Here is a 22,911-nt window from a genome sequence, read left to right as displayed (position 1 = left end):
AGGCCCGCCATGGCTTTTCTAAAGGGCCATGCTAGTCTGCCCTGCTTTGCCCGCTACGGGAACTCAGTCTGTCACACAGAATAAAGGAACGCCCATGCCTTCCGAAGCCCCTCGCCTGATCCGTTCTGTCCGGCTGCCAGCCGCTGTTGAAAAGCGGATTGAGAGTGATTTTATCGCCCCCCCTCCGCCCGATGCGCCGCTGGATACCGCCGCCATGCTCGCCCTTGCGGAAGAGCAGACAGCCTTTGCCATGCTGGTCACGCATCACTGCCCGCTGAAAGGGGCGGATGTGGCGGCCATTCCGGATTGCGTGAAGCTGGTTGCAACCGTCAGCGTCGGGCTGGATCATCTGGATGTGCCTGCCCTGCTGGCCCGCGGCATCAAGGTCTGCAATACGCCGGATGTGCTGACGGACTGCAACGCGGACCTTACCATGATGCTGATTCTGGCCGCCTGCCGCCGCGCTGCGGAATATTATACCCTGATGAAGCAGGGCTGGGGGCGCACGCTGGAAATGGATGAGATGCTTGGTATCCGCGTCACCGGAAAAACGCTGGGTATTGTCGGCATGGGGCGCATCGGGCAGGCGCTGGCCCGGCGTGCGCGTGGGTTTGACATGAAAGTGATTTACCACAACCGCCGCAGGCTGGACCCCGCGCAGGAAGAAGGCGCGACCTATTTTGAAAATCTGGAAGAGATGCTGCCCCACTGCAACATTCTCAGCCTGCATATGCCTGCAACTCCCGGTGCCCCACCGCTCATGACGGCCCGCCTATTCGGCCTGCTGCCGCGTGGCAGCGTGCTGGTCAATGCCGCCCGTGGCGCACTGGTGGATGAAACAGCTTTGCTGGACGCCCTGCGCTCCGGGCATCTGTTTAATGCCGGGCTGGACGTGTATCAGAATGAACCCAACCCCAATCCGAGCCTGCTGGCCCTGCCAAAAATTTTCATGACTCCTCATACCGGCAGCGCCACAGTGGAAACCCGCACCGCCATGGGTATGCTCTCACTGGATAACGTGGCCGCCCTTGCCGCAGGCAAACCCCTTGTGACACCCGTCACGCACTAAGACCGCACAACCGGAGAGCCCTATGACCTTACGACTGGCCTGCCTGCTCGGCATTCTTGTCTGCGTTATCGTGAGACTGATCGACTTCCACTATCAGCAGACGTGTCTGATTGTGGGTGGGGCGATGCTTTTTGTAGCCCTGATCGGCACGCTGATTGATGAAGAGCCGCCGCCGGCCAAAAAACAGAAAAAGCCAGCTCCCGCACAGGGAACCGACTCTGAAAAAACGGCCTGACAGACTAGCCGGAGGCAAACCCTCCGGCTTTTTTTATACGGCGCGACGCCGCGTCAGGCGACGCGACCACCCCGCGCTGAAACCTGATCCCGCAGCGCTTCCGCCGTATCCCGCACGACCGGACCATGCTCACGCTCCAGCCGGCGAATGGTAAAGTGCGCCCGCGCCAATGCGCGATAATGGTTCAGGAACGCGGTGTTGAGAGATGCCCCGCATAGCGCCCCGGCAACCGGCATAAGCTGCACGGACACTTTCTGCCCCAGCGCCAGACCGTAATGGGACGCGACTTCAGCAATCAGCATCACCACCGGGCGGCCCCGCAGCAGCGCACGGGCGGAGAAATAGCCGAGTTCGCTTTCATCCGCCTTACGCGCATTGGGGAAGGCCCGCAGGGCAAAAACTTCCAGACAGGCAAGGCGCGCATCCGGGTCAGACAGATCCTCCCCTTCCTCACGCGCAATCCGGCCAATTTCCCGCATGATGGTCAGCGTCGTAAAACCAATATCCGGGGCAAGACCCGCAAGACCAGCAAAACCCCCGACCGCACCGGAGACCGCCACAGCGGCCTGCAACGCCGGGCCACGCCAGGGCTGCGGCTCCGCCAAGGCATCACCGGGGCTACGCATGCCAAGAATAGCCACATCAAACGCGCGGGTAATGGCGGTTTCAGCCAGACCGCGGAGCTTGTCTTCCACCCCCGGCGCCATACCGAGCCCGCGCAGGCCGAGCCGTGTGGCATGGCCTACAGCACCGCCCATCAGGTCCGCCAGCCGCACCAGAACGCCCTTGCCGGACTCAACCTGTACGAGCGCCTGTTCCAGCTCGACCAGATCCTGACCACTGAGCCTGAGCGTTACCATCTCGCTGCCCGTCATGTCCTGCGTACTCATTTAGCGCCCTCTCTGCCTGCATTTCCCGGCTCATAAAAGACGGGAACGGGACGCATTGCAGCGCCCTTAAAAGTCTGTTTTGTAACGGAGAGTGTAGCATAGCCCGCCTGAAAAGCGACACAGGCCGCCCCCCGCCGGGCATATGCCTCCCATCTCCTGAACGGCGATGTTCCTCTCTGCCCCAAAAGCCTGAACGGCGGAAAAGTTGCCTGTCTCACCCAGCAACCCGGAGCGGTGCTGCGTGCATCCGTGCGGCTGTTGCGGGCCCGACAATGGTTGTCACACACTCCGGAACATCTTACACACCCGGACGTGAGACCATTGCGGCGCAGACTGTGCGCCAACAGGAGTTTTCCATGTCGCACACACCACGTTCCTCCCGCCCGGCCCGCAGTGCCCGCTGGCAAAATCTGCTGCGCCTCGCCTCCGTCTCTGCTGTTCTGGCCGCCACAGGGTGCGCCCAGACGCCGCAGCAGCAGGCGTATCACTCCGCGCTGGAACATGCGCGGACGGACCCGTCCTTCTGTTATTCCCACCAGTATGACACGCTTCTGGCGGAAGCCATGCAGCGTGACCACAGCCTGCAATCCAGCAAAACGCCGGACAGGGATGACAAGCCGGATTCCTCTTTCCAGCCGACGATGGCCATCAGCGTCACCGGGGCCACGGCCATGCCGGACCTCAGCCTGCCGCCCTACTTCCATCGCGTCTGCCGCCTGAGCACAAAACTGCCGGACGGCAAAACGGAAAACGGGTTCCTGACCTTCACCTACCTCATCCGTGAGAACAAGGTGCAGTCCGCCCTGACGGAATGGTATTCCGATGCGGAAGTCACGCAGGAATATGACGCAACCATGAAGCAGATTGAAGCCGGGCTGGATATGAACAATCCGGACCTGAAATCCTGCATCCAGCGTTATCCGGCCTTTGATGCACCGTCTAAAGACCCGATTGTGCAGCAGGGGGCGCTGGACCTCCGCGCGCATCTGGTCCGCCGCTGTCTGGCCAACAAAGCCGCGCTGAAAGACCTGTATTCAGACCTGTATTTCATCCATCGCTGACATCAGGATCACATCACCCAGAACAGGGCTCCGGAACTGCCATGATGATCATTGGCTGTTCCGGAAATCCTTTTGCGCATGGATAATTTTCAGGACAGAACGGTAGCACGCCCCGGATTTCTTTCCGGGTTGCGCCAGAAAAGTTCGCCAGATAAACGGGCGACAACATCCGGTGGCAGGATTGGCCTGCGCGGCGTATAAGCCACCTTTCGCCGCACCTCATGCAGACCCGGCGTATTGAGAGCCTGATCAAACCCTGAAGCGCCCTTGAATTCCACTGCCTCAAAATTGTATCGCCACTCAGGCAGTTTCAGAAGGCGAGCAATATGGGCCACTGTTCTTTCAGGGTCCGTCACGAGCCGGTCATACTCCACCACAATCAGCTTATGCGCCAGAGTACTGTAAAACGCCTCCTGCAACGCACGCCAGCAATAGCCGAACACACCATTGGGCGCAGTTAAGGCCTCAACACGCTCATATAATGTTCCACGCTGTTCTATCGGCACAAGTTTTGAGCCCAGAGCAGGGTCTTTCTGAATAAGACGTTCAAAAGAATCGATAATCCAGACAGGATTGCGCACGCAGCAGATGATGCGTGATTCAGGGAAAAGATAGTCAATCAACCCCAGCCGTGTGCACCACATCCGGTGGTTATCAATAATCATCCCGGACGGGCGTGGATCTGCGGAACTTTTTTCAAAATAATAATGCGAAAAAACACCTCTCAGAAGGCGCTTGCGCGTATTTTCATCAAACTCGGTTACATAGTCCCCCTCCACCATCAGAGAGGAGAGTTTAACCATCATGGGTGCAACGGGCGTGATGATTCCGGCATGCCGGACAGCAGGGTTTTGTTGCAGAATTGCGCTGAGAAGCGTGGAGCCGGAGCGCGGCAGACCGGACATAAAATGCACAGACGATGTTGGCACAAATGGCAACCTTTACTGGCTGTTCAGTTCATTAAAAAAACGTCCGTCCATTCGCTTTTTTCAGCCTGCGTTGAGGCTTTTGCGAAGACGTGCGGATCATTTCAAGTGTCTGGAAAGAAAACAGGCGGCATTCTGCGCCTGATCGTTAACGTGCGGCGCGTCTACTCAAAACGGACGCGCACGGACGATAAAAGGCTCTGAGACCCTTACCATTTTAGCCGCACCCCTGCCGTCACGGCGGCTGAGCCAACATGGCTCCCGGTGCTGGTCTGCCTGTGCCCGCCAAAAGTATTGACGACCAAATCCAGCCCCGACACAGCCTTAATCGGATAAGCCAGCGTCACGGTTGTTCCCTGCTCGAAAGACATCGGGGTCTCCGTGCTGTGTTCGACAGAAAACACCCCCAGATGCGTCCATGAGTCCGCTATACGGAACCGATCATACAAATGAGGATCAGGCGCTTTTTTGTAGAATGATGCTGTCAGGGGTGCACTGACCTTCAAAGCGCCCGTTTGCGGAGACTGTGCATAGCCCGCTTCTGGCAACACCACGCACAACGCCTTAATAATATGGGACGCTATATGGATTTTTTCGCGTTTTGGAGGCATCATCACAAACCATCTTTTATGTTCTGTGATGCAGTGCGAGAAGAAATTCAGGCAGCTTCGCCTCTGTCACATTAAAGCCACATATAGCGATTAAATAAAACTATACTCATAAAACTCCGTATCGCGCTGTTACAAAAATTTATTTTTACTCCTAAAATAGAGGGTTAACCAAGCCTTTTCCCTACTATGATCGTATAGTTTTAAGGGATTGTCCTTAGCTGCCGCAGACTGGCTTCAACAATCGTCTGGCCTAATACGTCTGTATCAGACGGGAAAATCGCTCCATATCGACATTCCCGCCAGAAATTATGACGCCAACGCGCTTCCCCTGCCACCTCGGTGCCGCAGCCAGAGCCGCTGCCACCCCGAGGCACCCTGTTGGCTCGACAATAATTTTCATCCGTTCCGCCAGAGTCCGCATGGTTGCGACAAGCGTCGCGTCCTCCACGGTAACAATCTCACGCAGCAGGCGGCTCACAAGGCCGAACGTCAGCGGGCTGAGCGCGGTTGTCTGTGCGCCATCGGCCAGCGTCCTGGGAACGGCAATCTGCACAATCCGCCCGGCTGCCAGAGACTGCCGCGCATCATCCCCCGCGGCAGGTTCCACACCAATCACCGCGCAACCGGGCGAGACCGCCTGCGCCACCAGTCCACAGCCAGACGCCAGACCACCTCCGCCCACCGGCACAAACAGCGCATCCAGCGGGCCGGTTTCTTCAAACAGTTCAAGTGCTGCCGTACCTTGCCCGGCAATAATGTCCGGGTGGTCAAACGGCGGCAGCACAGTCGCGCCGCGTTCTGCGGCAAGGGCTTCCCCAATCGCCTGCCGGTCCTGCGTGTACCGGTCATACAGCACTACCTGAGCGCCATAATCACGGGTGGCGGCAATCTTCATAGCCGGGGCATCTTGGGGCATGACAATAACAGCCGGAATCCCGACCAGTTGCGCCGCACAGGCGACGCCCTGCGCGTGGTTGCCGGAGGAATAGGCCACAACCCCCTTGCTCCGCACAGCCTCTGGCAGAGACAAAATTGCATTCAATGCACCGCGAAATTTGAAGGCCCCGACACGCTGAAAATTTTCCGCCTTGAAGAACAGTTCAGCCCCGCTCAGCGCATTGAGGTAACGGGAGGTCAGAACCGGCGTCCGGTGCGCCTGCCCTTTCAGCCGGACAGAGGCTGCCACAACGTCTGAAAAATCCGGTGCCGTCTGCATCTCGCTTCCCTCTTCTGCTCTGCTGGCCCGCACTCTATCAGCCCTCAGGGCAGGCATACAGTCAGGACATTGCAGCCCCCTCTTCCCGCATGCCGTGTCCGGGCCTACAAGGTCAGGACGCTTGTGAGCAGAGTGCTGTCTGAAAGGACTAATTGACCATGAACTATCGCAGCCTGTCCCCCGATTTTGTTGTTGCACCGCAGATTGCCGTCAGTGACATCCCGGCCATTAAAGCCGCCGGGTTCAAAACTATTCTCTGCACCCGCCCGGACGGTGAAGACCCCGGCCAGCCGACGGCTGAAACCATTGGGGAAGCCGCTCAGAAAGAAGGCCTGTCCTTTATGTCCATCCCCGTGGTGGGTGGTCAGGGCCCGTCTTCTGACGCTGTGATCATTATGCAGGAAACGCTCAACACGCTGCCCGGCCCGATTTTCGCCTATTGCCGCTCCGGCAACCGCGCAGGCCAGCTCTGGGCTCTTGCCACGCAGGGCTGAACGGCGCTGACACACGGCAGCAGCCGGTAAAAAAAGGGAGCAGCCCCAAACGGGCATGCTCCCTTTTTTATTGCCGTCCTCAGATTTATTCCCGCCTTCAGAGTACCCGCCAAGCAACCCGCCCTTGCTAGCCGGGCATCCGGCTGCAGGTGCGTCCGGAAATTCGTCGCCTGATCACTCGGGCCAGCATCCGACAAGCTAGTCAGGCCTCAGTTGCCGGTCCAGCCGCCCATTTTGCACAGATGCGTCCAGTGCTCCGCCGAAACCGGGCAGACTGAAAGGCGGGACTGCCGGACCAGAGCGAGATCCGTCAGCGCCTCATCCTGCTTGATATCCGCCAGAGTGACAGGCTCAGGCATCGGGCCGACAGCTTTTACGTCCACACAGACCCAGTTGCCGCTTTCCGCCGTCGGGTCCGGGTAGGCTTCCCGCACAATTTCCACCACCCCCACAATCGCGCGCTGCACGTTGGAATGGTAGAAAAAGGCACGGTCTCCCACCTTCATCGCGGCCAGATTTTTTTTGGCCTGATGATTCCGCACCCCCGTCCAGGGCTCGACATCATTCGCAACCTGCTCATCCCAGCTAAAGGCATCCGGCTCGCTTTTGATCAACCAGAAAGCCATGGCTATTCCACCAGCGCGCCATCACGGAATACCGGGCGCAGCGGGCGCACCACCACGCTTTCAAACAGATTGACCGCAGCATACGGGTCTGCCGCCGCAAAGCCTTCCGCCGCAGCGCGGTCGGGCACATCCAGCAGGATGAGGCTGCCACAGGGCGCGCCGTTCACGTCAAGTTGAGGTCCGCCGAACAGAATCGCCGTCTTATACTGTTCCAGAAAAGCCAGATGCTTTTCACGCGTAGCCTTGCGTAATTCCAGCGCACCCGGGCGGTCTGTGCAAATAATGGCAAACAACATGTTCTTTCTCCGCTGTGTTGTCGGGACAGGACGCCCATGAATAACTGCCTCGTGTCAAGATGCGCCGAATGATGTAAAAGGTGCGCGAGCGCATGTCTGGGGCGGGAACCCGCACGCAGACCACTGCAAGCTCTTCTGATTGTTGAGACACGGAACGGACTGACATTTGAGCGCCACACCGACCCTCGTCGCGCGTGCCGGGACATTCTTCCATCGGTATGCCAATCCCGGCCGGTTTCTCAAGCTGGGCGCACGCCTGCAACCCTGGCTGACATGGCCGGCCCTGCTGCTCACCCTTGCCGGGCTGGGCTGGGGACTGTTTTTCTCACCTGCCGACTGGCAGCAGGGGGATTCCGTCCGCATCATGTATGTGCATGTGCCTGCCGCCATGCTGGCCTCCGCTGGCTATGCGGGGCTTGCCGTCTGCGCTGTGCTGTCCCTCGTCTGGCGGCATCCGCTGGCGGATCTGGCCGCGGTGGAAATCGGCCCGGTGGGAGCCTGCATTACCGCCCTGTGTCTGGCCACCGGCTCCCTGTGGGGCAAGCCAATGTGGGGCACATGGTGGGTGTGGGACGCCCGGCTGACCTCCGTGCTGGTCCTGTTCTTCCTGTATCTCGGCCATATTGCGCTGATCCGCGCGTTTGATGATCCGCAGCGTGGCTACAAAGCCGCCGCCATTCTTGCTCTGGCAGGTGCTGTTGATCTGCCGGTGATCAAATTCAGCGTGCAGTGGTGGAACACCCTGCATCAGCCGGACAGCATCACGCTGACAGGCGCGCCCACCATGTCCTCCTCCATGCTGTGGCCGCTGGCCCTGTCCACTCTGGGCTTCTCGCTGGGATTTGCTGCCATTGTGCTGGCCCGCACCCGGGCCGCCGTGATGGAAAGCCGCATCCGCAGCCTGCTCTCCAGCCCGCGCCGCCGGGGCGGTTCCGCATCGGGAGACGCCGCATGACGCACCTGCCCTACATTCTGGCCAGCTACGGTCTGGCCACCGTTATCACCCTGACACTTTCCATCGGGGCAGCCCTTCGCCTGAAAAAGGCCCGGATGCGGCTGGCCGTTCTGGAACGCCCCTCCGACCGCACCACAGGAGCCACTTCGTCTCTATGACCCGCAAGACACGTCGCCTCTGGCTCGTTATCGCCTGCGTTGCCTGTCTGGGGGCTGCCGCGGCCCTCATGCTCAAGGCGTTTTCCTCAGATATCGTTTTCTTTGTCACGCCCTCGCAGGTCATGGCGTCCGCGCCCCCGGCGGACCGCACGGTGCGGCTGGGCGGCATGGTGGTGGCAGGCTCCGTCAAGCGGGAAAAACAGGGGGAAACCCCCATTGCCCGCTTTGATGTGACGGACGGTCAGGCCGCTGTGACGGTGCGGTATGAAGGCATTCTGCCCGACCTGTTCCGTGAGGGGCAGAGTGTTGTGGCTGTTGGCACCATGCAGAAAGACGGGTTTGTCGCCAGTGAAGTGCTGGCCAAGCATGATGAAACCTACATGCCGAAAGAAGTCGCGGAAGCCCTGAAAAAATCCGGGAAGTGGGACCCACGCTTTGGTGCCCCGCCCAGTGCCGCAAGCTGGAACAGCATGACCGTGCAGGATGCTAAAAAGGACCTCGCCCCTTCCGCCGCGCCTGCAACATCCGCTCCGACGTCTGCCCCGGCTGGCAACTAACCTCCTGTGCCACGCCCCGTTGTGTCTTTTGCGTCTTTAGCCTCTGTCTGGCAGGACTTCTGCCCTGCCAGACTCCTTTACGCTGTCCCGACAGCCCGCCACCCGGAGACATTCCTCTGATATGCTGAGCCCTGAACTCGGACATTATGCGCTGGCCCTTGCCTGCATCCTTGCCGTCGCGCAGGGCATTCTGCCTCTTATCGGCGCGCAACGGCGCGACAGACGGGTCATGATGCTCGCGCCGGGGCTGGCCGTGGGGCAGCTTCTGGCGTTGCTGACGGCTTTTCTCTGTCTGGTGAACGCCGCCGTCACGGATGATTTCTCCGTCCAGAACATTGCGGCCAACAGTGCCGTCACCAAGCCGCTGCTGTATAAAATCACCGGCGTCTGGGGCAATCATGAAGGCTCCATTCTGCTCTGGGCGCTTATTCTGGGCATCTGCGGGGCAGCCGTGGCGGCCTTCGGGCGCAATCTTCCGTCTGCTCTGCGGGCGCGGGTTATTGCCGTGCTGGGGGCTGTTGCCGCCGGGTTTGAGTTGTTCTGCCTGACCACATCAGACCCGTTTGCCCGTGTCTGGCCCGCCCCCATGGATGGGCAGGGCATGAACCCGCTGCTACAGGACCCCGGCCTCGCCTTCCATCCGCCTATTCTCTACACAGGGTATGTGGGTTTTGCGGTGCCCTTCGCCTTTGCCATTGCGGCACTGATAGAAGGCCGGGTGGATGCCGCATGGGGCCGCTGGGTCCGCCCGTGGGCGGTTGCAGCATGGTGCTTCCTGACGTGCGGCATCGCGCTGGGCTCATGGTGGTCCTATTACGTGCTGGGCTGGGGGGGCTACTGGTTCTGGGACCCGGTTGAAAACGCCTCCCTCATTCCCTGGCTGACCGGCACGGCGCTGATCCATTCCGCCATTGTGGTGGAAAAGCGGGAAAGCCTGAAAATCTGGACGGTGCTGCTGGCCATTGCCACGTTCTCCTTCTCGCTTTCCGGCACATTCCTTGTTCGCTCCGGCATTCTCAACTCCGTGCATGCTTTTGCGAATGACCCCGCCCGCGGCATCTTCATTCTTGGTCTGCTCGCGCTGGTCATTGGCGGTTCTCTGGCGCTGTTCGCCTACCGCGCCCCCACGCTGACGGCCGGTGGCCTGTTTGCCCCCATCTCGCGCGAGGGCGCACTGGTGCTGAACAACATTCTGTTGTGCTCCCTCTGCGCCGTGGTGCTGACGGGCACCATGTATCCACCGTTCATGTCCCTGCTGTTTGACCGCACCATTTCCGTCGGCAAACCGTTCTTTGACGCCACGACCATTCCGCTGGCCATTCCGCTCTTCATCTTCATGGGCTTTGGCCCGATGCTGCCTTGGAAGCGCGCACAGCTCTGGCCGGTACTGCAACGGCTGTGGATTGCGGCCCTGCTGGCCGGTGTGGCGTTTGCTGTCTTTACGTTTGGCATGTCCGGCATTCTGCCCATCCTGTGCAGCGCGCTGGCGGTGTGGGTCATTGCCTCGTCCGTGCTGGACCTGACGGAACGTGTGCGTCTGTTCCGCATGCCGCTTTCCGGCAGCTTTCAGCGCGCCCGCATGCTGCCCCGCTCCATTTTTGGCACGGCCATTGCCCATGCTGGCGTGGGCGTGACGGTTCTGGGGCTGGCGGCAATGTCTCAGGCGCAGCATAAAATTGTGGAAGTGCCGGTTGGCACGACGGAGCATCTGGCCGGGTACGACTGGACGCTGACCAACGTGACACAGGAGCCGGGCCCGAACTATTCCGCTCTGGTTGCCACTCTTGAGGTACGGCACAACGGCAAAATCGTCACTATCATGCACCCGTCCAAGCGCAGTTTTAACAGCCAGAACCAGACGACGACGGAAGTCTCCATCCACACCAATCTGCTGGCCGATCTGTATGGTGTGCTGGGTGACAAGCACGGGACGGACGCCGCCCCCACCTATGTGCTGCGCCTGCATTACAACCCGCTGGCCCCGTGGATGTGGCTGGGCGCGCTGATCATGGCGATTGGCGGTGTGCTCTCCCTTTCCGACCGGCGGATGCGCGTCGGCGCACCGCGCCGCGCAAAACCCACCCCCAATACGGTGACGGCAGTATGAGCACCCCTCCTGAAAACATAACCCGCAGACGGCTGCTGATGGCCGCCCCACTGGCTGGCGCTGCCGTGATTGGCGTGGGATTCTGGAAAATGCTGTCCGGCATGCAGCACGGGTCCTTCAACCCGCATGATATCAATGCCCCGGTGCTCAACCGCCCGGTACCGGACTTCAGCGTGCCGGATCAGGCCCCCGGTCAGGGGTTCAGCGCGCAGGATCTGCGGGCGCTCACACAGCCGGTTCTGGTCAATTTCTTTGCCTCATGGTGCATCCCCTGCCTTGCGGAAATGCCAACCCTGATGGGCCTGAAGGATGATCTGCCAATGTGGGGCATTGCCTACAAGGATCGTCCGGAAAACGCCGCAGGGTTCCTGAAACATTCCGGCAATCCCTTCACCCGCCTGGGGAGCGACCGGGATGGCCGCGTGGGGATTGACTGGGGTATCTCCGGGGTGCCGGAAACCTTCCTGATTGGCCCCGGCGGTATTATCCGCTGGCATAGTGCGGCCCCGCTGGATGTGGACACCATCCGCGGAACGCTGGCGCCCCTGCTGGAAAGCCTGAAAAAATCATGATGCTGCGCCGCCTCTCCGCCCTGTTTCTTGGCTGTGCGCTGCTGCTGGCGCCGGTTCTGGTTCTCGCAGTGGATGATCCGTCCGAAATGCTGCCCAACCCGCAAGAAGAAGCACGGGCCGAAGCTATTGGCTCTCAGCTTCGCTGTCTGGTCTGCCAGAATGAATCCATTGAGGACAGCAGCGCAGGGCTTGCGCGAGACCTGCGCCGCGTTGTGCGGGAGCATGTGGCCAAAGGCGAGAGCAACCGCCAGATTATGGACTGGATGGTCAACCGCTACGGCAATTTTATCCGCCTCAGCCCGCCGCTTTCCATTGGCACGCTGCTCCTGTGGAGCATGCCTGCGCTGGCCCTGCTGCTGGGCCTGACCATTGCGTTTTTCTCCTATCGCCGCCGACGCACGGCCCCCGTTGCCCCCCCGCCGCTGACAGCGGAAGAAAAGGCCCGTCTGGCCGACCTGACAAAGGACTGAGCGCATGATCTGGCTTTCCATTGTGCTGTTAAGCTGTCTGGCTCTGGCTCCGGCGGCACTCCCCCTCTGGCGGCGCACCCGGCAGGTGCGGGATGAACGGAGTGCTGCGCTCGCGCTGCATGAAGCTCAGCTTTCTGAAATTGACCGCGATCTGGATATCGGCCTGATTGCCCCGGCAGAGCATGATATTGCCCGGCTGGAAATCCAGCGCCGTATTCTGGTGGCGGATACGGCCCCCGCGCAGGCGAATGACGTTCTGCCGCCCGTGGCCGTGTGGGGTGCGCTTGCGCTGATTCCCGTTGCCGCGGTCGGCCTGTATCTGACCAACGGCGTGCCCTCCCTGCCCGCGCAGCCACTCGGCCCGCGTCTGGTGGCCCAGCATGAGCAGAATACGCGCGGAGATGCTGTTATCCAGCGCCTGAAAGCCGCACTGGCCATGATCCCGGCAGGAGACCCCAACCTGCGGCAGGGCTATCTGCTGCTCGGGCAGGCCGAGGCCACACGAGAACACTATGCGGAGGCCGCCGAGGCATGGAACCATGCGCTCTCCCTCAGCTTTGACCCTGAACTTGCAGCCCGCACGGGCGAAGCCCTGACCCGCGCTGCAAGCCACGTCACCCCGCAGGCGCTGGACCTGTTCCGCAAGGCACTGGACGCCGCCCCCAAAGATGCCTCATGGCGCGGCCCCGTGCAGGCGCGCATTGCTGAGGGCGAGCATGAGCAGGATAATCCGTAAGCTGTGAGGCGGACGGATCTTTCTTCCTGATCGTTCTCAGCTTTTATAAATCAGGCTGATAAATCCATGGCGGCAAGGAGGGCTCTGGCATGGATTTCAAGCGTATCAAGACACGCAACAGGAAGAGCAAGACCGTCGAACAAAAGAGGAAGTTCCGTGCAGCCCAGCACCACAGCCTCTATCCCTTCTTTAGCGATCAGGTTTTGAATAACCTGTAAAAAGCCGGACCGGGTTTCTTCCGTAACAATTCCATGTTCCAGCTCATGCGCGATTTTTTCCGCGATATAGTCCAGATCTTTTGCGTCAGGAGCAAAAACCTCTATTCCTTTTTCCCGGAATGGTTTTTTGAAAAAATCCCCTTCCATCGTGAACCGCGTGCCCAGCAGTCCAACCTTTTTTAATCCCTGCCTGCTGGCCTCTTCACACGTCGCCTTGATAATACTGACGACGGGAACAGGAGATTTTTCTTCCAGCACATCAAACACAATATGCGGTGTATTCCCCGTCAGGGAAACAACGTCACACCCTGCGGCTACGAGGTTCTCAATGCCATTGAGAATGTAGTGTGCAAGATCATCATATTTCTTTTCTGAGCAGAAGTTCAGGACGTTAAAAACATTCAGGCTTTCTATGGTGATATTCGGGAAAAATTCTTTTCCCACAATTTTATTCGCACCATACACAATTTTTTTATAATAAATCAGGGTAGACTCTGGCCCTGTTCCGCCGATCAAGCCGAGTTTTTTCATCTCAATACTTTCTTAGGCTGCAAAAATAGTCTTTTCTAAACACTCAGACGCGGACTGAAAACGCTCCATCCGCCAGCCAGCTTTCGTGACGGCTTTCCTGCAAAACCCACGCTTTGCTTCTGAGCTTCAGGTCGGTGAGCGTTCCGTTACAAACCGCAATCCAAGCGCCATGAACGCAACCCCGGCACAGCGGTCAATCCAGCGGCGGCATCTGAGGAAAACTGCTGAAACCCGGTCAAGACTGAGCAGCAGCGTCACAAACGCAAACCAGACCACTGCAACAACAAACATTGCTGCCACGCAGGTCAGCCCAAGATAAATTGACGCATGCTGAGGCATGGAGGCTGCAAACAGACTTGAGACAAAAATTGGCGCTTTTGGGTTAAGCAGGTTTGTCAGAAACCCTGCAAAAAAGCTGTTAGAGCGCTGGTCCGTGGTGAGAGACGCCGTGCCAGCTTCCCCCTCATTTTTCCAGCTACTCATCAGCAATTTTGCCCCGACTGTCATCAGGTACAGTCCGCCGCCAATTTTAAGCGCCAGATAAAGCCATGGGGCGGCAATAAAGAGCGCGCGAATACCAAAAAACCCCGCAACACCCCAGACAGCAACGCCTGAGGCTATCCCGAAGGTGGCCTGCAAGGCGGCTGGCCGCCCCTTCATGACGGCAAGACGTGTCACGAGCAGGAAGTCCAATCCGGGCACAATCATGGCCACCAGCCAGAACGCGGTAATGGCAGCAATGACGGAGAAATCCTGTGTCAGTGTCATAAGCGCTCCCCCCAATAATCCATTGTCCACTCTTAGCCTGACTATAAGACCTGCCGGAGAAGCAGGGCGCAGGCAATACCAGACGCCTGCCTCTTACAGCCTGTCCTCCGTCGGGCCGTCCGACAGCACGCCTTCCCACTTGGCCGAAATGGCGGCGGCGTAGCCGTTGCCCAGCACGTTGGTGGCTGTGCGGGCCATGTCGAGGAAGTGGTCGATGCCGAGGATCAGGGTAATCCCGGCTTCCGGCAGGCCGAACTGCGGCAGCACCGCGACCAGTGTCACAATGGAGGCGCGCGGCACACCGGCAATGCCTTTGCTGCTCAGCATCATGACCAGCACCATGGTAAACTGCTGCATGGCGGACAGGTGAATATCATACACCTGCGCAATAAAGAGCGCCCCAAAGCTCTGGAACAGGATGGAGCCGTCCAGATTAAAGCTGTAGCCCAGCGGCAGAACAAAACCGCTGATACGGGTGGGCACGCCAAAATTTTCCAGCTTTTCCAGCAGGAGCGGATACACGGATTCACTACTGGCTGTGGCGTAACCCAGAATCAGCGGCTGAACCAGTTCACGGATCAGGTCTTTAATCCGGCGGCCCAGCACCAGAAACGCCAGTGTTGTCAGCACAACCCACAGCACCAGAATGGTGCCGTAAAATTCCACCAGAAAGCGGCTGTACTGGATCAGCATTCCGCCGCCACTATGGGCGATGCTGCCCATCACGGAGCCAAAAACAGCCATGGGGGCCAGCAGCATGACGATATCCGTCATCCGCAGCATGATGTGCCCCAGTTCTTCCGTCCAGCCGAGCATGGTCTTTCCGGCCTTGCCCGCCGCAGGGAGGGCGAGACCAAACAGCACGGAAAACACGACAATCTGGAGGATATCATTGCGGGACATGGCGTCCAGAACGCTGGTCGGCACGATATGCAGCATAAAATCGACCGGCTGGAACGGGTGCTTCAGACCAGCCAGATCTTCCACCGCCGGAGGTTCAAACCCCTTACCCGGCTGGAGGATATTCCCCGCCAGCAGGCCGATCAGCAGTGAGACGAAAGACATACTGATGAACCACAGCAGGATCTTACCGCCAATGCGGAACACCTGACTGTCATCCCCCAGCTTGCCAATACCGCTGACCAGCGTGGCAAAGACCAGCGGGGCAATAACCATTTTGATCAGCCGCAGGAACAGCCCCGTCATGAGCGTTGCGGCCTGCTCGGCAAAATGAATAACAGCGGGTGAGAGCGTATGAATAAAAAGCCCGCTCACCACACCAAGAACAAGAGCTATCAGAATGGCATAAGTCCGCCGTCTGGTGTTGACCGGCTGCGTCCCAATAGCCATTCCGTTGTTCCCTGTTCTGGTTTTCTGCCACTATTTTGCCGGTTTCTACGCTACTGCCAGCAATATTTGAAGAGCAGACCCGCCCCATCTCATGAATTCTTTCACACAAAGAAGACTCCATGAAATAGATGAATAATCGTAACAAGAGATGTTCGATAATAATACGAAATGAAATAAAATTTCTCCAGACATCGCAGAAAACTCAGAGTCTTTCAATAACTCACAAAAATTCTTCTAAAAAATCCGCCCCCTGTTGTTGATCTCGGGCGAATTTGCTGGCTTTGTCCCGTCAAAGTTCAAAAAAGAGGTGCTTTTTAAGGTTATGGTCAGAGTGTCACGCCCATGCTGCTCCCGTCTTTTTTACGCAGTGCTGGTCGGATCAGTCTTTACCCACCTCCCGCTCCGGCCTGTGCAGGCGGCACAGTGGTACACAGGGTCTCTGGTGTCTCCCTCTGGTGCCAAATCGCACGCGGGGGATCTCGGCGTGGAACCGTACTATACCTACAGCCAGCCTGTTGGCAGCTTTGCCTCAAACGGCACCAGTCACCCGCTCCATCCACGGCAGCAAAGCTTCAGTAATTCCACTTTGTGGAAATACGGCATTACGGATGATATCAGCATTCAGGCGCATACTGTCGTCAGCTATGGGTGGAAACATGCGGCTGGCCATTCCCACGGCCCGCAATTTGGGGATTTTCCGGTTGATTTCATCTGGCGGTTTCTCCACCCCGACCCCAGACGCTTTATCCCGGACCTGAACCTGTTTGCGGGCGTTGTCATGCCAACGGGGGCTTACTCCCGCCTGCGCACTACACAGGATGGTACAGGGACAGGCGCTTACGTCTTCCGTATGGCCATCACCAGCCAGTCCACCTACACGCTGCCCGGCCACCATGCCCTGCGCCTGCGCGTCTGGAACTGGTGGCGGCGCGCGTTAACCAGTGCGCGCCTGCATGATGCCACCACCTATGGCACCTCCGCAGGCTTTCACGGCACCGGACGTCCGGGGATGAGCGGCCAGACCGGCTTTTCTCTGGAATATGGCCTTAACCAGCGCTGGGTTCTAGCGATGGATCTGGCACGGGACTGGGGCAACGGTTCACACGTTAAAGGATGGAACGCTGCGGGCACACGGATCAACAAGATCAGTGCGGCCTCAACCGACTGGCAGATTGCGCCAGCCGTGGAATATAACTGGAACCCCCGTTGGGGAATTATTACCGGAGCCGCCGTTTATTATGCCGGGCATAATACAGGGATTAAAGTCGCCCCGCAGTTTGCCGTAAATGCGGTGTTCTGATCAGCTATTCCCAACTTCACGGAGCGACTGCCGCGCCCAGATATCCTCCCGCGCACGGCGCTGGGGTGGCCGGGGCTGGCAGGAAATAAAATACAGCCCCACCACAAAGACGATGTTGGACAACGCATTAAACCACATCGGCAACTGGAACGGCGCGGGCGCATCATACGCCTGATAAAGCACGTAAGCGGTAAACGGGATGGAAACCAGCCGCACCCCCACCAGCATGTAGCGCAGCGGGTTGGGCCTGCCGGGCTGCACGAGCACTCGCATACGGTTCAGGCCGATAAAGAACGTGATGCACAGGCCCCAGACCAGCACGTTGAACATCATGTTGGAAATATCTTCCATCCCGCCAATGACGAAGACGGCGATAATGGAAACCGCAGAAAACAGCAGGGAGCCAAGCTGGCAACTCATGCCGACTTCCAGTGCAGGCATGCGTTCAGGCAGCCTGTCCGCCAGAGGCTGACAAATTTCGTCCAGCAACCAGCTATCCACACGTGTGATGCGCTCACCTAGGGTCATACAGGGAGCATAACGGATTGTCCGGGCGGATGCACCTTTCAATCGTGCAAGTTTGCCATCTTTACGGCAAAGCTGCGCACCCGGCCGGACGACCAGCCGGGTGCGGGGAAAAGCCTCAGGCTTCTTTTGTCGGTTCGGCCGGGGGGAGCGTGCCGTCCGGCGTCTTTTTGTCCACCGCCTGCGGCAGAAAATGCGCCAGCGTGGTCAGAACGGCATCAGCCGGCAGGCCCGTCCGCTGCACCAGATCATGCACCGTGCCGCTGCCCAGAATATCACGGATCTCATCCGCTGTGGCCGGGACATTGGTGCCCTGACTAATCCATGAACGAACCTTGTCACCCAGACCGGCCTGATCAGCCTGCGTCAGGATGTTCTGTAGTGTTTCAGGCTGAAGCAGTTTCTGGAGCTGCTGCTGCATTTCTCCCTGAAGGCTGACGCCCAGCGCACCTTCAACTTTCCCAACAAGGTTCTGAAAGAAATCGGACATGTAAAGCCTCTCTGCTTTTCCATTTATGCCTGCATGCAGGTCCTGCGCAATGTCAGGCGGGCATCACTCAAGATGATCATGGACCAAATAGCAGTCATGTGCGAGATCAATAACTGCCTTTCTTATCGTCCGGGCACCCTGCTGAGATGGACCGATAGCTGATATGCGTCTGACACCTCAAGGAAAATTCAGGGAATCGGGCTACTTTGAAAGACTGAAACGCTTTGAACAGCCGCAGCCAAAAAAGTAGCTCCTTTGCCCAGTCTTCCCGTCTTCCTCCTTGACCGCATCGGGCCTTTGCGCCACCTGCGTCCGCTGCGCCGCCCCGGTGAGCAGCAGAGCGGCCGCCTCCGCTGGCTGTTTGCGCCCTCCCTGCCCGCACTTGGCTTTGCCGTACGCACCACAGCCGCCGCACTGATCGCCCTGATTATTGCGCTGTGGATGGAACTGGATGACCCGCAATGGGCCTCCATGACCGTCTGGATTGTGGCGCAGGGCTCACGCGGGGAAAGTATTTCCAAAGCGAAATGGCGACTGGTGGGCACCGCCATTGGCGTGGTGATGTCCATCACGCTGATTTCCGCCTTTATCCAGCAGGCGTGGCTGTTTTTCCCGGCACTCGGGATCTGGGTCGGGGTGTGCTGCACACTGGCGACAGTTGTCAGAAACTTCCGCTCCTATGCGCTGGTGCTGGCGGGGTATACCTGCGCCATTATTGCCATCGGGGCCATTCCCAACCCCGCCAACGTGTTTATGACGGCTATGTCCCGCGCGACCTATATTGTGCTGGGCATTACGTGTGAGAGCGTTCTGGCTGGTCTGTTCGCCCATAATCTGGCGGATATGGCGCGGCGCAATATTCGTGACAAACTGCGCACCGCGCTAGGGAATGTCTCCGCCTCGGTCTCCAGCCTGCTCTCGGGGGATGAGGAAGCTCTGGTGCGCTCACGCGCCATGTTCGGCCCCATTCTGTCAATCAATGACCAGATTGAATTCTCGGAAGTAGAAATGGGTCCGCACGGGCATGAGGGGGACCACGCCCGCGCAGCACTGGCTGCGGTGTCCGTCCTGCTCTCCCGTGGTCTGGGTATGGCGGTGCGTCTGCAATATGTGGATACGGACCAGCCGGTTTTCCGCGCCACGGCGGCCAGAGTCAGCACCTTTCTGACCAGCCTGCCACCGCAGCTTGAAAATGATGATACCGTCCAGCATCTGCTGGAAGATCTGCGCCTGCTGCGCGGGGAATGCCGCCAGCAGATTGTGGATGCCCTGACGACTGAAATCAGCATGCAGCAGGTCCGGGTGCAGGATAACCCGGAAATTCAGGCCCTGCTGGACGGCCGTATTCTGCACAACGCGCTTGATGAACTGCTGGGGGAACTGGAACAGGCGATCCGGGAATATGATGCCAGTCAGCATTTTATCCGCGGGGACCACTTCCACTTCCGCCTGCAGTCACATGTGGACAAGCGGGAAGCTTTCTATAACGGGCTGCGCGCGACCGTCGCTATCACATCGGCCGGACTGGTGTGGGAAGTCACGGCATGGCCTGCGGGCCTTGGCTTCATCACCTTTGTCGCCATCGTGTGCGGTCTGTTCGCCACGCGGGAAAATCCGGTGGTGGCCACCACCCAGTTTATGGTCGGCAGCCTGTGGGCGGCCCTTGTCTCCTTCTTTCTTGTGTTTGTGGTGCTCCCCACACAGGAAACCTATGAAATGCTGGTGGCCTCCCTCACGATCCCCATGATCGCAGGCGGACTGGCCAGCCGGAACGCCGGAACGGCCCTGCATGCGGCAGCCTACACACTGCTGTTGCCCAATTTTGTGCACCCCTTCAATCAGGGGCGTGAAGACGAAATTGCCTGGTTCAACAGCACGGCCGCCATTCTGCTCGGCGTGGCGTTTGCCGTCATTATGTTCCGGGCGGTTATGCCGTTCAGCAGTGCCGCGGAACGCTGGCGTATGCGCCGCACGCTGCTGCGTGACCTGCGCACGCTGGCATCCGCCGAACCCATCCCGCTGAACCAGAACTGGATTGGCCGGAATATTGACCGCTTTGCCCGGCTGATCCGCCACGCAGGCCCCACGCCCTCCCCCACCATTGAAGGCTGCCTGCAGGGCACACTGGCTGCCATGACCATTGGTCTGAACATCATCCGCCTGCGCAACCTGCTGCAACGCGACCAGATTCCGCCTGCTGCCCGCAGGCCGATTGAAGTGGTGATGAAGCGCATGAGCCGCTTTACCGGCAAATATGGCCGGACGGCCCAGAGCGCGCGCATTGCCACCAACACGCTGCGCCGCATTGAGGCTATGGAACCGAACATCACCACCCGGATCGAACTGACCCGCGCCATTGCCTACCTGATTGTGGTCTCGCACGAACTGGAAGCCAATGCCGTGTTCCTTGATGCGTCCAAACCTTACAAGGCGGCATAAATCCTTCATTCTGCCGCTTTCTGAAAAATAATTTTAAGATGTACCGGGCTGCCGCCTTCATGTTATAACACGGGTTCTGGAGGAATTTCTGGCCCGTGTCTGTGTCATCTTTGTCTGATCGCCTCGCACAGCATATTCATGCGTGGGCTGCCAGAACCTCTCTGGGCCGTGCTGGTCTTTCAGAAAAAGCGCCCCTTGCATGGCTGATTGCCCCCTCCCCGGCCAATCTCGGTTTTGCTCTGCGCACAACTTTTGCCGCCCTGCTGGCCCTCAGCCTCGCTTTATGGATGGAACTGGACAGCCCGCAATGGGCCGCCATGACAACATGGATTGTGGCCCAGAACTCACGCGGGCAAAGCATGTCCAAAGCCAAATGGCGGCTGATTGGCACATGTATTGGCGCCATAGCCGGGATTGCCTTTCTGGCGGCCTTTCCGCAGGAGCCGTGGCTGCTCTTCCCGCTACTGGCGCTGGGGGCCGGAGCCTGCTGCGCCGAGGCGACGTTTTTGCGCAATTTCCGCTCCTACGCGCTGGTTCTGGTGGCTTTTACCTGCACCATCATCGTGCTGAGCGGGGCCAACCAGCCCGATAATGTCTTCATGATCGCCATGTCCCGCACCACCTACATCACGCTGGGTATTGTGTGTGAGAGCACGCTGGCAGGGCTGTTTGCCCCACGGCTGCAAACTGTTGCGCATGAGGAAATTCGCAGTCGGATGCAGGAAGCGTTAAGCGGAGCCTGCCTGAGCATGACGGGACTGCTACTGGGAGAAAAAGATGGGCTGTTCCGCTCCCGTGCGCTGATCGGCAGTATTCCGTCTCTCGCGGATCAGATCGAGTTCAGTGAAATTGAGATCGGCCCGCACGCCCATATTGGGGACCACGCCCGTGCTGTTCTGGCCAGTATTTCCACCTTTCTGGCCCGTGGGCTGAGTCTGCATATCCATATGCAGGCGGCGGCCCCGCTGCCTGAAACTTTTGAAAAATCACTTTCAGACTTTGCGCAGATCCTGAAAACCATCCCTGAACGCCTGACGACCGAGACCGATCTGGTTGCGGCCGCCCGACAGATCCGGGCGGACCTGTACCACACCCGCACCAACTGCCTGCAAACCGCGACGGACACGCTGATCCTTTTTGAACAGGCCAGATCCCACCCCAACAGTTCCGAACAGCTGATGCGGGACCTGCTGGAGAGCCGCATTCTGGAAACAGCGCTTGCCAAGCTGATTCTGGAACTGGATGAAGCCGTGCAGCATTTTCTTGCAACGCTGGAGCCCGGCACAAAAGACCATTTCCGCTTTGCCCAGCATATTGAAAAAGACCCCGTTCTGGCCATCAATAATGGCTTGCGAGCTGCCGTGGGGATCTGCGTTGGGGGTTTGATCTGGGAGGTCACGGCGTGGCCGGACGGGTCTACGCTGGCGATGTTTGTGGCTGTCACCAGCACCCGCTTTTCTTCTTTTGAAAATCCTGTTCTGGCCTCAAGTGGTTTTTTAAGGGGTGCGGTCTGGGCTGCCGCGGTATCGTGGTTGCTGGTGTTTTTTGTGCTGCCGGAACAGGCCAGTAATGAAACACTTCTGGCCTCCCTGTTCTTCCCCATGCTGATTGGCGGATTAGCCCTGCGTGCCCCAAACTCCATTGGAACTGCCGCAGCCTATAACAATTTCATGCCGTTTATGGTGGGACCCGCGAACCACACCCGTCTGAATGAAATTGTCTGGTTTAACACCACACCCGCCGTTGTTCTTGGCATTGCACTGGGCGTGTGGGCCTTCAGGCTCGTTCTGCCATTTGACCCGGCGGCCGAACGCTGGCGGCTCCGCCGCAGACTGGTGCGCGATTTACGCAGGCTGGCCGCACAAAAAAGCGCGTTTACGCCCGCCGAATGGATGGCGCGCTCCTGTGGGCGAATTGCGCAGATTATCCACCATGCCGGTGTCCAGCCTGATGCACTGACGGAAGCCTATCTAGCCGGCGCGATGGGGATTATGACGGTCGGGCTGCTGGTGCTGCGTATTCAGCATGTGCTGGCGCATCAGGTGCTCTCACCGGAGCAGACGCGCCTGTTGCAGGATGTTCTGCACAGCATTGCAACCCTGCGTGGCAATAGCACGCGCCCTGCGGAAAAAGCCGCGCATGCCCTCGCCCTGCTGCGCCCGGCGGCGTTGTGGGAGCCAAACCTGTCCTTACAGATGGACCTGACCCGCGCTGTCGGCAGTCTGGAAGTCATGACGCGGGAACTGGCGGATAACGTGACCTTTCTGGACACAAGCCGCCGCTTCCATCTGCCCCGTGCGGCCTGACGCCC

25 protein-coding genes are annotated in these 22,911 nt (G+C 59.0%); 14 read left to right on the top strand and 11 right to left on the bottom strand.

What is annotated here, in order from left to right; all coding sequences use genetic code 11:
* Positions 1-94 precede the first annotated feature (94 nt).
* Both JK199_RS04040 and JK199_RS04035 read left to right on the top strand, forming a co-directional pair.
* Entirely contained in the window at positions 95-1,069 is a 975-nt protein-coding gene (locus JK199_RS04040) for a 2-hydroxyacid dehydrogenase (RefSeq protein WP_212373995.1), read from the top strand.
* Between the two features lie 22 nt (positions 1,070-1,091).
* Positions 1,092-1,304: a hypothetical protein gene (locus JK199_RS04035; RefSeq protein ID WP_212373993.1), complete on the top strand. Its 213-nt coding sequence runs from the start codon at positions 1,092-1,094 to the stop codon at positions 1,302-1,304.
* Between the two features lie 53 nt (positions 1,305-1,357).
* On the opposite strand, the gene JK199_RS04030 is transcribed toward JK199_RS04035, so the two are convergent.
* Positions 1,358-2,194, bottom strand: a complete 837-nt coding sequence (locus JK199_RS04030) for an EcsC family protein (RefSeq protein WP_212373992.1) — start codon at positions 2,192-2,194, stop codon at positions 1,358-1,360.
* A gap of 356 nt (positions 2,195-2,550) precedes the next feature.
* Between JK199_RS04030 and JK199_RS04025 the strand changes: the two genes are divergently transcribed.
* The gene (locus tag JK199_RS04025; protein WP_086655394.1) at positions 2,551-3,255 is read left to right on the top strand and encodes a hypothetical protein; all 705 of its coding nucleotides are present in this window, start codon (positions 2,551-2,553) and stop codon (positions 3,253-3,255) included.
* A gap of 89 nt (positions 3,256-3,344) precedes the next feature.
* On the opposite strand, the gene JK199_RS04020 is transcribed toward JK199_RS04025, so the two are convergent.
* The 3 genes from JK199_RS04020 to JK199_RS04010 all read right to left on the bottom strand — a co-directional run bounded on the left by JK199_RS04020 (position 3,345) and on the right by JK199_RS04010 (position 6,008).
* Positions 3,345-4,184 (bottom strand): sulfotransferase family protein, encoded by an 840-nt coding sequence (locus tag JK199_RS04020; protein WP_244285064.1) that lies wholly within the window; start codon positions 4,182-4,184, stop codon positions 3,345-3,347.
* 206 nt (positions 4,185-4,390) lie between these two features.
* Entirely contained in the window at positions 4,391-4,795 is a 405-nt protein-coding gene (locus tag JK199_RS04015; RefSeq protein ID WP_212373991.1) for a hypothetical protein, read from the bottom strand.
* A gap of 247 nt (positions 4,796-5,042) precedes the next feature.
* Positions 5,043-6,008: a threo-3-hydroxy-L-aspartate ammonia-lyase gene (locus JK199_RS04010; RefSeq protein ID WP_212373990.1), complete on the bottom strand. Its 966-nt coding sequence runs from the start codon at positions 6,006-6,008 to the stop codon at positions 5,043-5,045.
* Between the two features lie 158 nt (positions 6,009-6,166).
* Between JK199_RS04010 and JK199_RS04005 the strand changes: the two genes are divergently transcribed.
* Positions 6,167-6,502 (top strand): TIGR01244 family sulfur transferase, encoded by a 336-nt coding sequence (locus tag JK199_RS04005; protein WP_077930149.1) that lies wholly within the window; start codon positions 6,167-6,169, stop codon positions 6,500-6,502.
* Positions 6,503-6,711: 209 nt separating this feature from the next.
* Here the strand turns inward: JK199_RS04005 and JK199_RS04000 are convergent, their stop codons facing one another.
* On the bottom strand, positions 6,712-7,128 hold the full coding sequence (locus tag JK199_RS04000; protein ID WP_212360020.1) for an EVE domain-containing protein: 417 nt from the start codon (positions 7,126-7,128) through the stop codon (positions 6,712-6,714).
* A 2-nt stretch (positions 7,129-7,130) separates the two neighbouring features.
* Positions 7,131-7,424, bottom strand: a complete 294-nt coding sequence (locus tag JK199_RS03995; RefSeq protein ID WP_077930151.1) for a YciI family protein — start codon at positions 7,422-7,424, stop codon at positions 7,131-7,133.
* 166 nt (positions 7,425-7,590) lie between these two features.
* On the opposite strand from JK199_RS03995, the gene JK199_RS03990 reads away from it, so the two are divergent.
* The 7 genes from JK199_RS03990 to ccmI all read left to right on the top strand — a co-directional run bounded on the left by JK199_RS03990 (position 7,591) and on the right by ccmI (position 12,979).
* Positions 7,591-8,379 (top strand): heme ABC transporter permease, encoded by a 789-nt coding sequence (locus JK199_RS03990; RefSeq protein ID WP_077930152.1) that lies wholly within the window; start codon positions 7,591-7,593, stop codon positions 8,377-8,379.
* Positions 8,376-8,537, top strand: a complete 162-nt coding sequence (locus tag JK199_RS03985) for a hypothetical protein (RefSeq protein WP_212373989.1) — start codon at positions 8,376-8,378, stop codon at positions 8,535-8,537. The genes JK199_RS03990 and JK199_RS03985 overlap by 4 nt, the downstream gene beginning before the upstream one ends.
* Positions 8,534-9,094: a cytochrome c maturation protein CcmE gene (gene ccmE / locus JK199_RS03980; RefSeq protein ID WP_212373988.1), complete on the top strand. Its 561-nt coding sequence runs from the start codon at positions 8,534-8,536 to the stop codon at positions 9,092-9,094. The genes JK199_RS03985 and ccmE overlap by 4 nt, the downstream gene beginning before the upstream one ends.
* Positions 9,095-9,215: 121 nt before the next feature.
* On the top strand, positions 9,216-11,201 hold the full coding sequence (locus JK199_RS03975) for a heme lyase CcmF/NrfE family subunit (RefSeq protein WP_212373987.1): 1,986 nt from the start codon (positions 9,216-9,218) through the stop codon (positions 11,199-11,201).
* Entirely contained in the window at positions 11,198-11,773 is a 576-nt protein-coding gene (locus tag JK199_RS03970; protein WP_077930155.1) for a DsbE family thiol:disulfide interchange protein, read from the top strand. Before JK199_RS03975 ends, JK199_RS03970 begins: the two co-directional genes overlap by 4 nt.
* The gene (locus JK199_RS03965) at positions 11,767-12,243 is read left to right on the top strand and encodes a cytochrome c-type biogenesis protein (protein WP_212360137.1); all 477 of its coding nucleotides are present in this window, start codon (positions 11,767-11,769) and stop codon (positions 12,241-12,243) included. Before JK199_RS03970 ends, JK199_RS03965 begins: the two co-directional genes overlap by 7 nt.
* 4 nt (positions 12,244-12,247) lie before the next feature.
* Positions 12,248-12,979, top strand: a complete 732-nt coding sequence (gene ccmI, locus JK199_RS03960; RefSeq protein ID WP_025827052.1) for a c-type cytochrome biogenesis protein CcmI — start codon at positions 12,248-12,250, stop codon at positions 12,977-12,979.
* Between the two features lie 50 nt (positions 12,980-13,029).
* Here ccmI and JK199_RS03955 read toward each other — a convergent pair whose 3' ends face one another.
* The 3 genes from JK199_RS03955 to JK199_RS03945 form a co-directional block, all read right to left on the bottom strand.
* The gene (locus JK199_RS03955; RefSeq protein WP_212373985.1) at positions 13,030-13,728 is read right to left on the bottom strand and encodes an aspartate/glutamate racemase family protein; all 699 of its coding nucleotides are present in this window, start codon (positions 13,726-13,728) and stop codon (positions 13,030-13,032) included.
* A gap of 126 nt (positions 13,729-13,854) precedes the next feature.
* On the bottom strand, positions 13,855-14,496 hold the full coding sequence (locus JK199_RS03950) for a LysE family translocator (RefSeq protein ID WP_179194554.1): 642 nt from the start codon (positions 14,494-14,496) through the stop codon (positions 13,855-13,857).
* 93 nt (positions 14,497-14,589) lie between these two features.
* Positions 14,590-15,846 carry a dicarboxylate/amino acid:cation symporter gene (locus JK199_RS03945; RefSeq protein WP_086655402.1) on the bottom strand — a complete coding sequence of 419 codons (1,257 nt, stop codon included), beginning with the start codon at positions 15,844-15,846 and terminating at the stop codon, positions 14,590-14,592.
* 367 nt (positions 15,847-16,213) lie between these two features.
* Between JK199_RS03945 and JK199_RS03940 the strand changes: the two genes are divergently transcribed.
* The gene (locus JK199_RS03940; RefSeq protein WP_342356286.1) at positions 16,214-17,146 is read left to right on the top strand and encodes a hypothetical protein; all 933 of its coding nucleotides are present in this window, start codon (positions 16,214-16,216) and stop codon (positions 17,144-17,146) included.
* Here JK199_RS03940 and JK199_RS03935 read toward each other — a convergent pair whose 3' ends face one another.
* Together JK199_RS03935 and JK199_RS03930 are read right to left on the bottom strand one after the other, a co-directional pair.
* A complete protein-coding gene (locus JK199_RS03935; protein ID WP_025827046.1) occupies positions 17,147-17,674 on the bottom strand; it encodes a hypothetical protein in 528 nt (175 codons plus the stop codon). It abuts the gene before it with no gap.
* Between the two features lie 115 nt (positions 17,675-17,789).
* Positions 17,790-18,161: a YidB family protein gene (locus JK199_RS03930; RefSeq protein WP_077930158.1), complete on the bottom strand. Its 372-nt coding sequence runs from the start codon at positions 18,159-18,161 to the stop codon at positions 17,790-17,792.
* Between the two features lie 255 nt (positions 18,162-18,416).
* Here JK199_RS03930 and JK199_RS03925 point away from each other — a divergent pair, with 255 nt between their 5' ends.
* Entirely contained in the window at positions 18,417-20,600 is a 2,184-nt protein-coding gene (locus tag JK199_RS03925) for an FUSC family protein (RefSeq protein ID WP_212354666.1), read from the top strand.
* A gap of 134 nt (positions 20,601-20,734) precedes the next feature.
* Positions 20,735-22,906 (top strand): FUSC family protein, encoded by a 2,172-nt coding sequence (locus JK199_RS03920; RefSeq protein ID WP_212374116.1) that lies wholly within the window; start codon positions 20,735-20,737, stop codon positions 22,904-22,906.
* The last annotated feature ends 5 nt before the right edge of the window (positions 22,907-22,911 follow it).

It is taken from the genome of Acetobacter persici (assembly GCF_018256955.1).
Classification (GTDB): Bacteria; Pseudomonadota; Alphaproteobacteria; order Acetobacterales; family Acetobacteraceae; genus Acetobacter; species Acetobacter persici.
The sequence above is the reverse complement of the archived record's forward strand: the minus strand, read 5'-3'. Positions and strand labels throughout refer to the sequence as shown.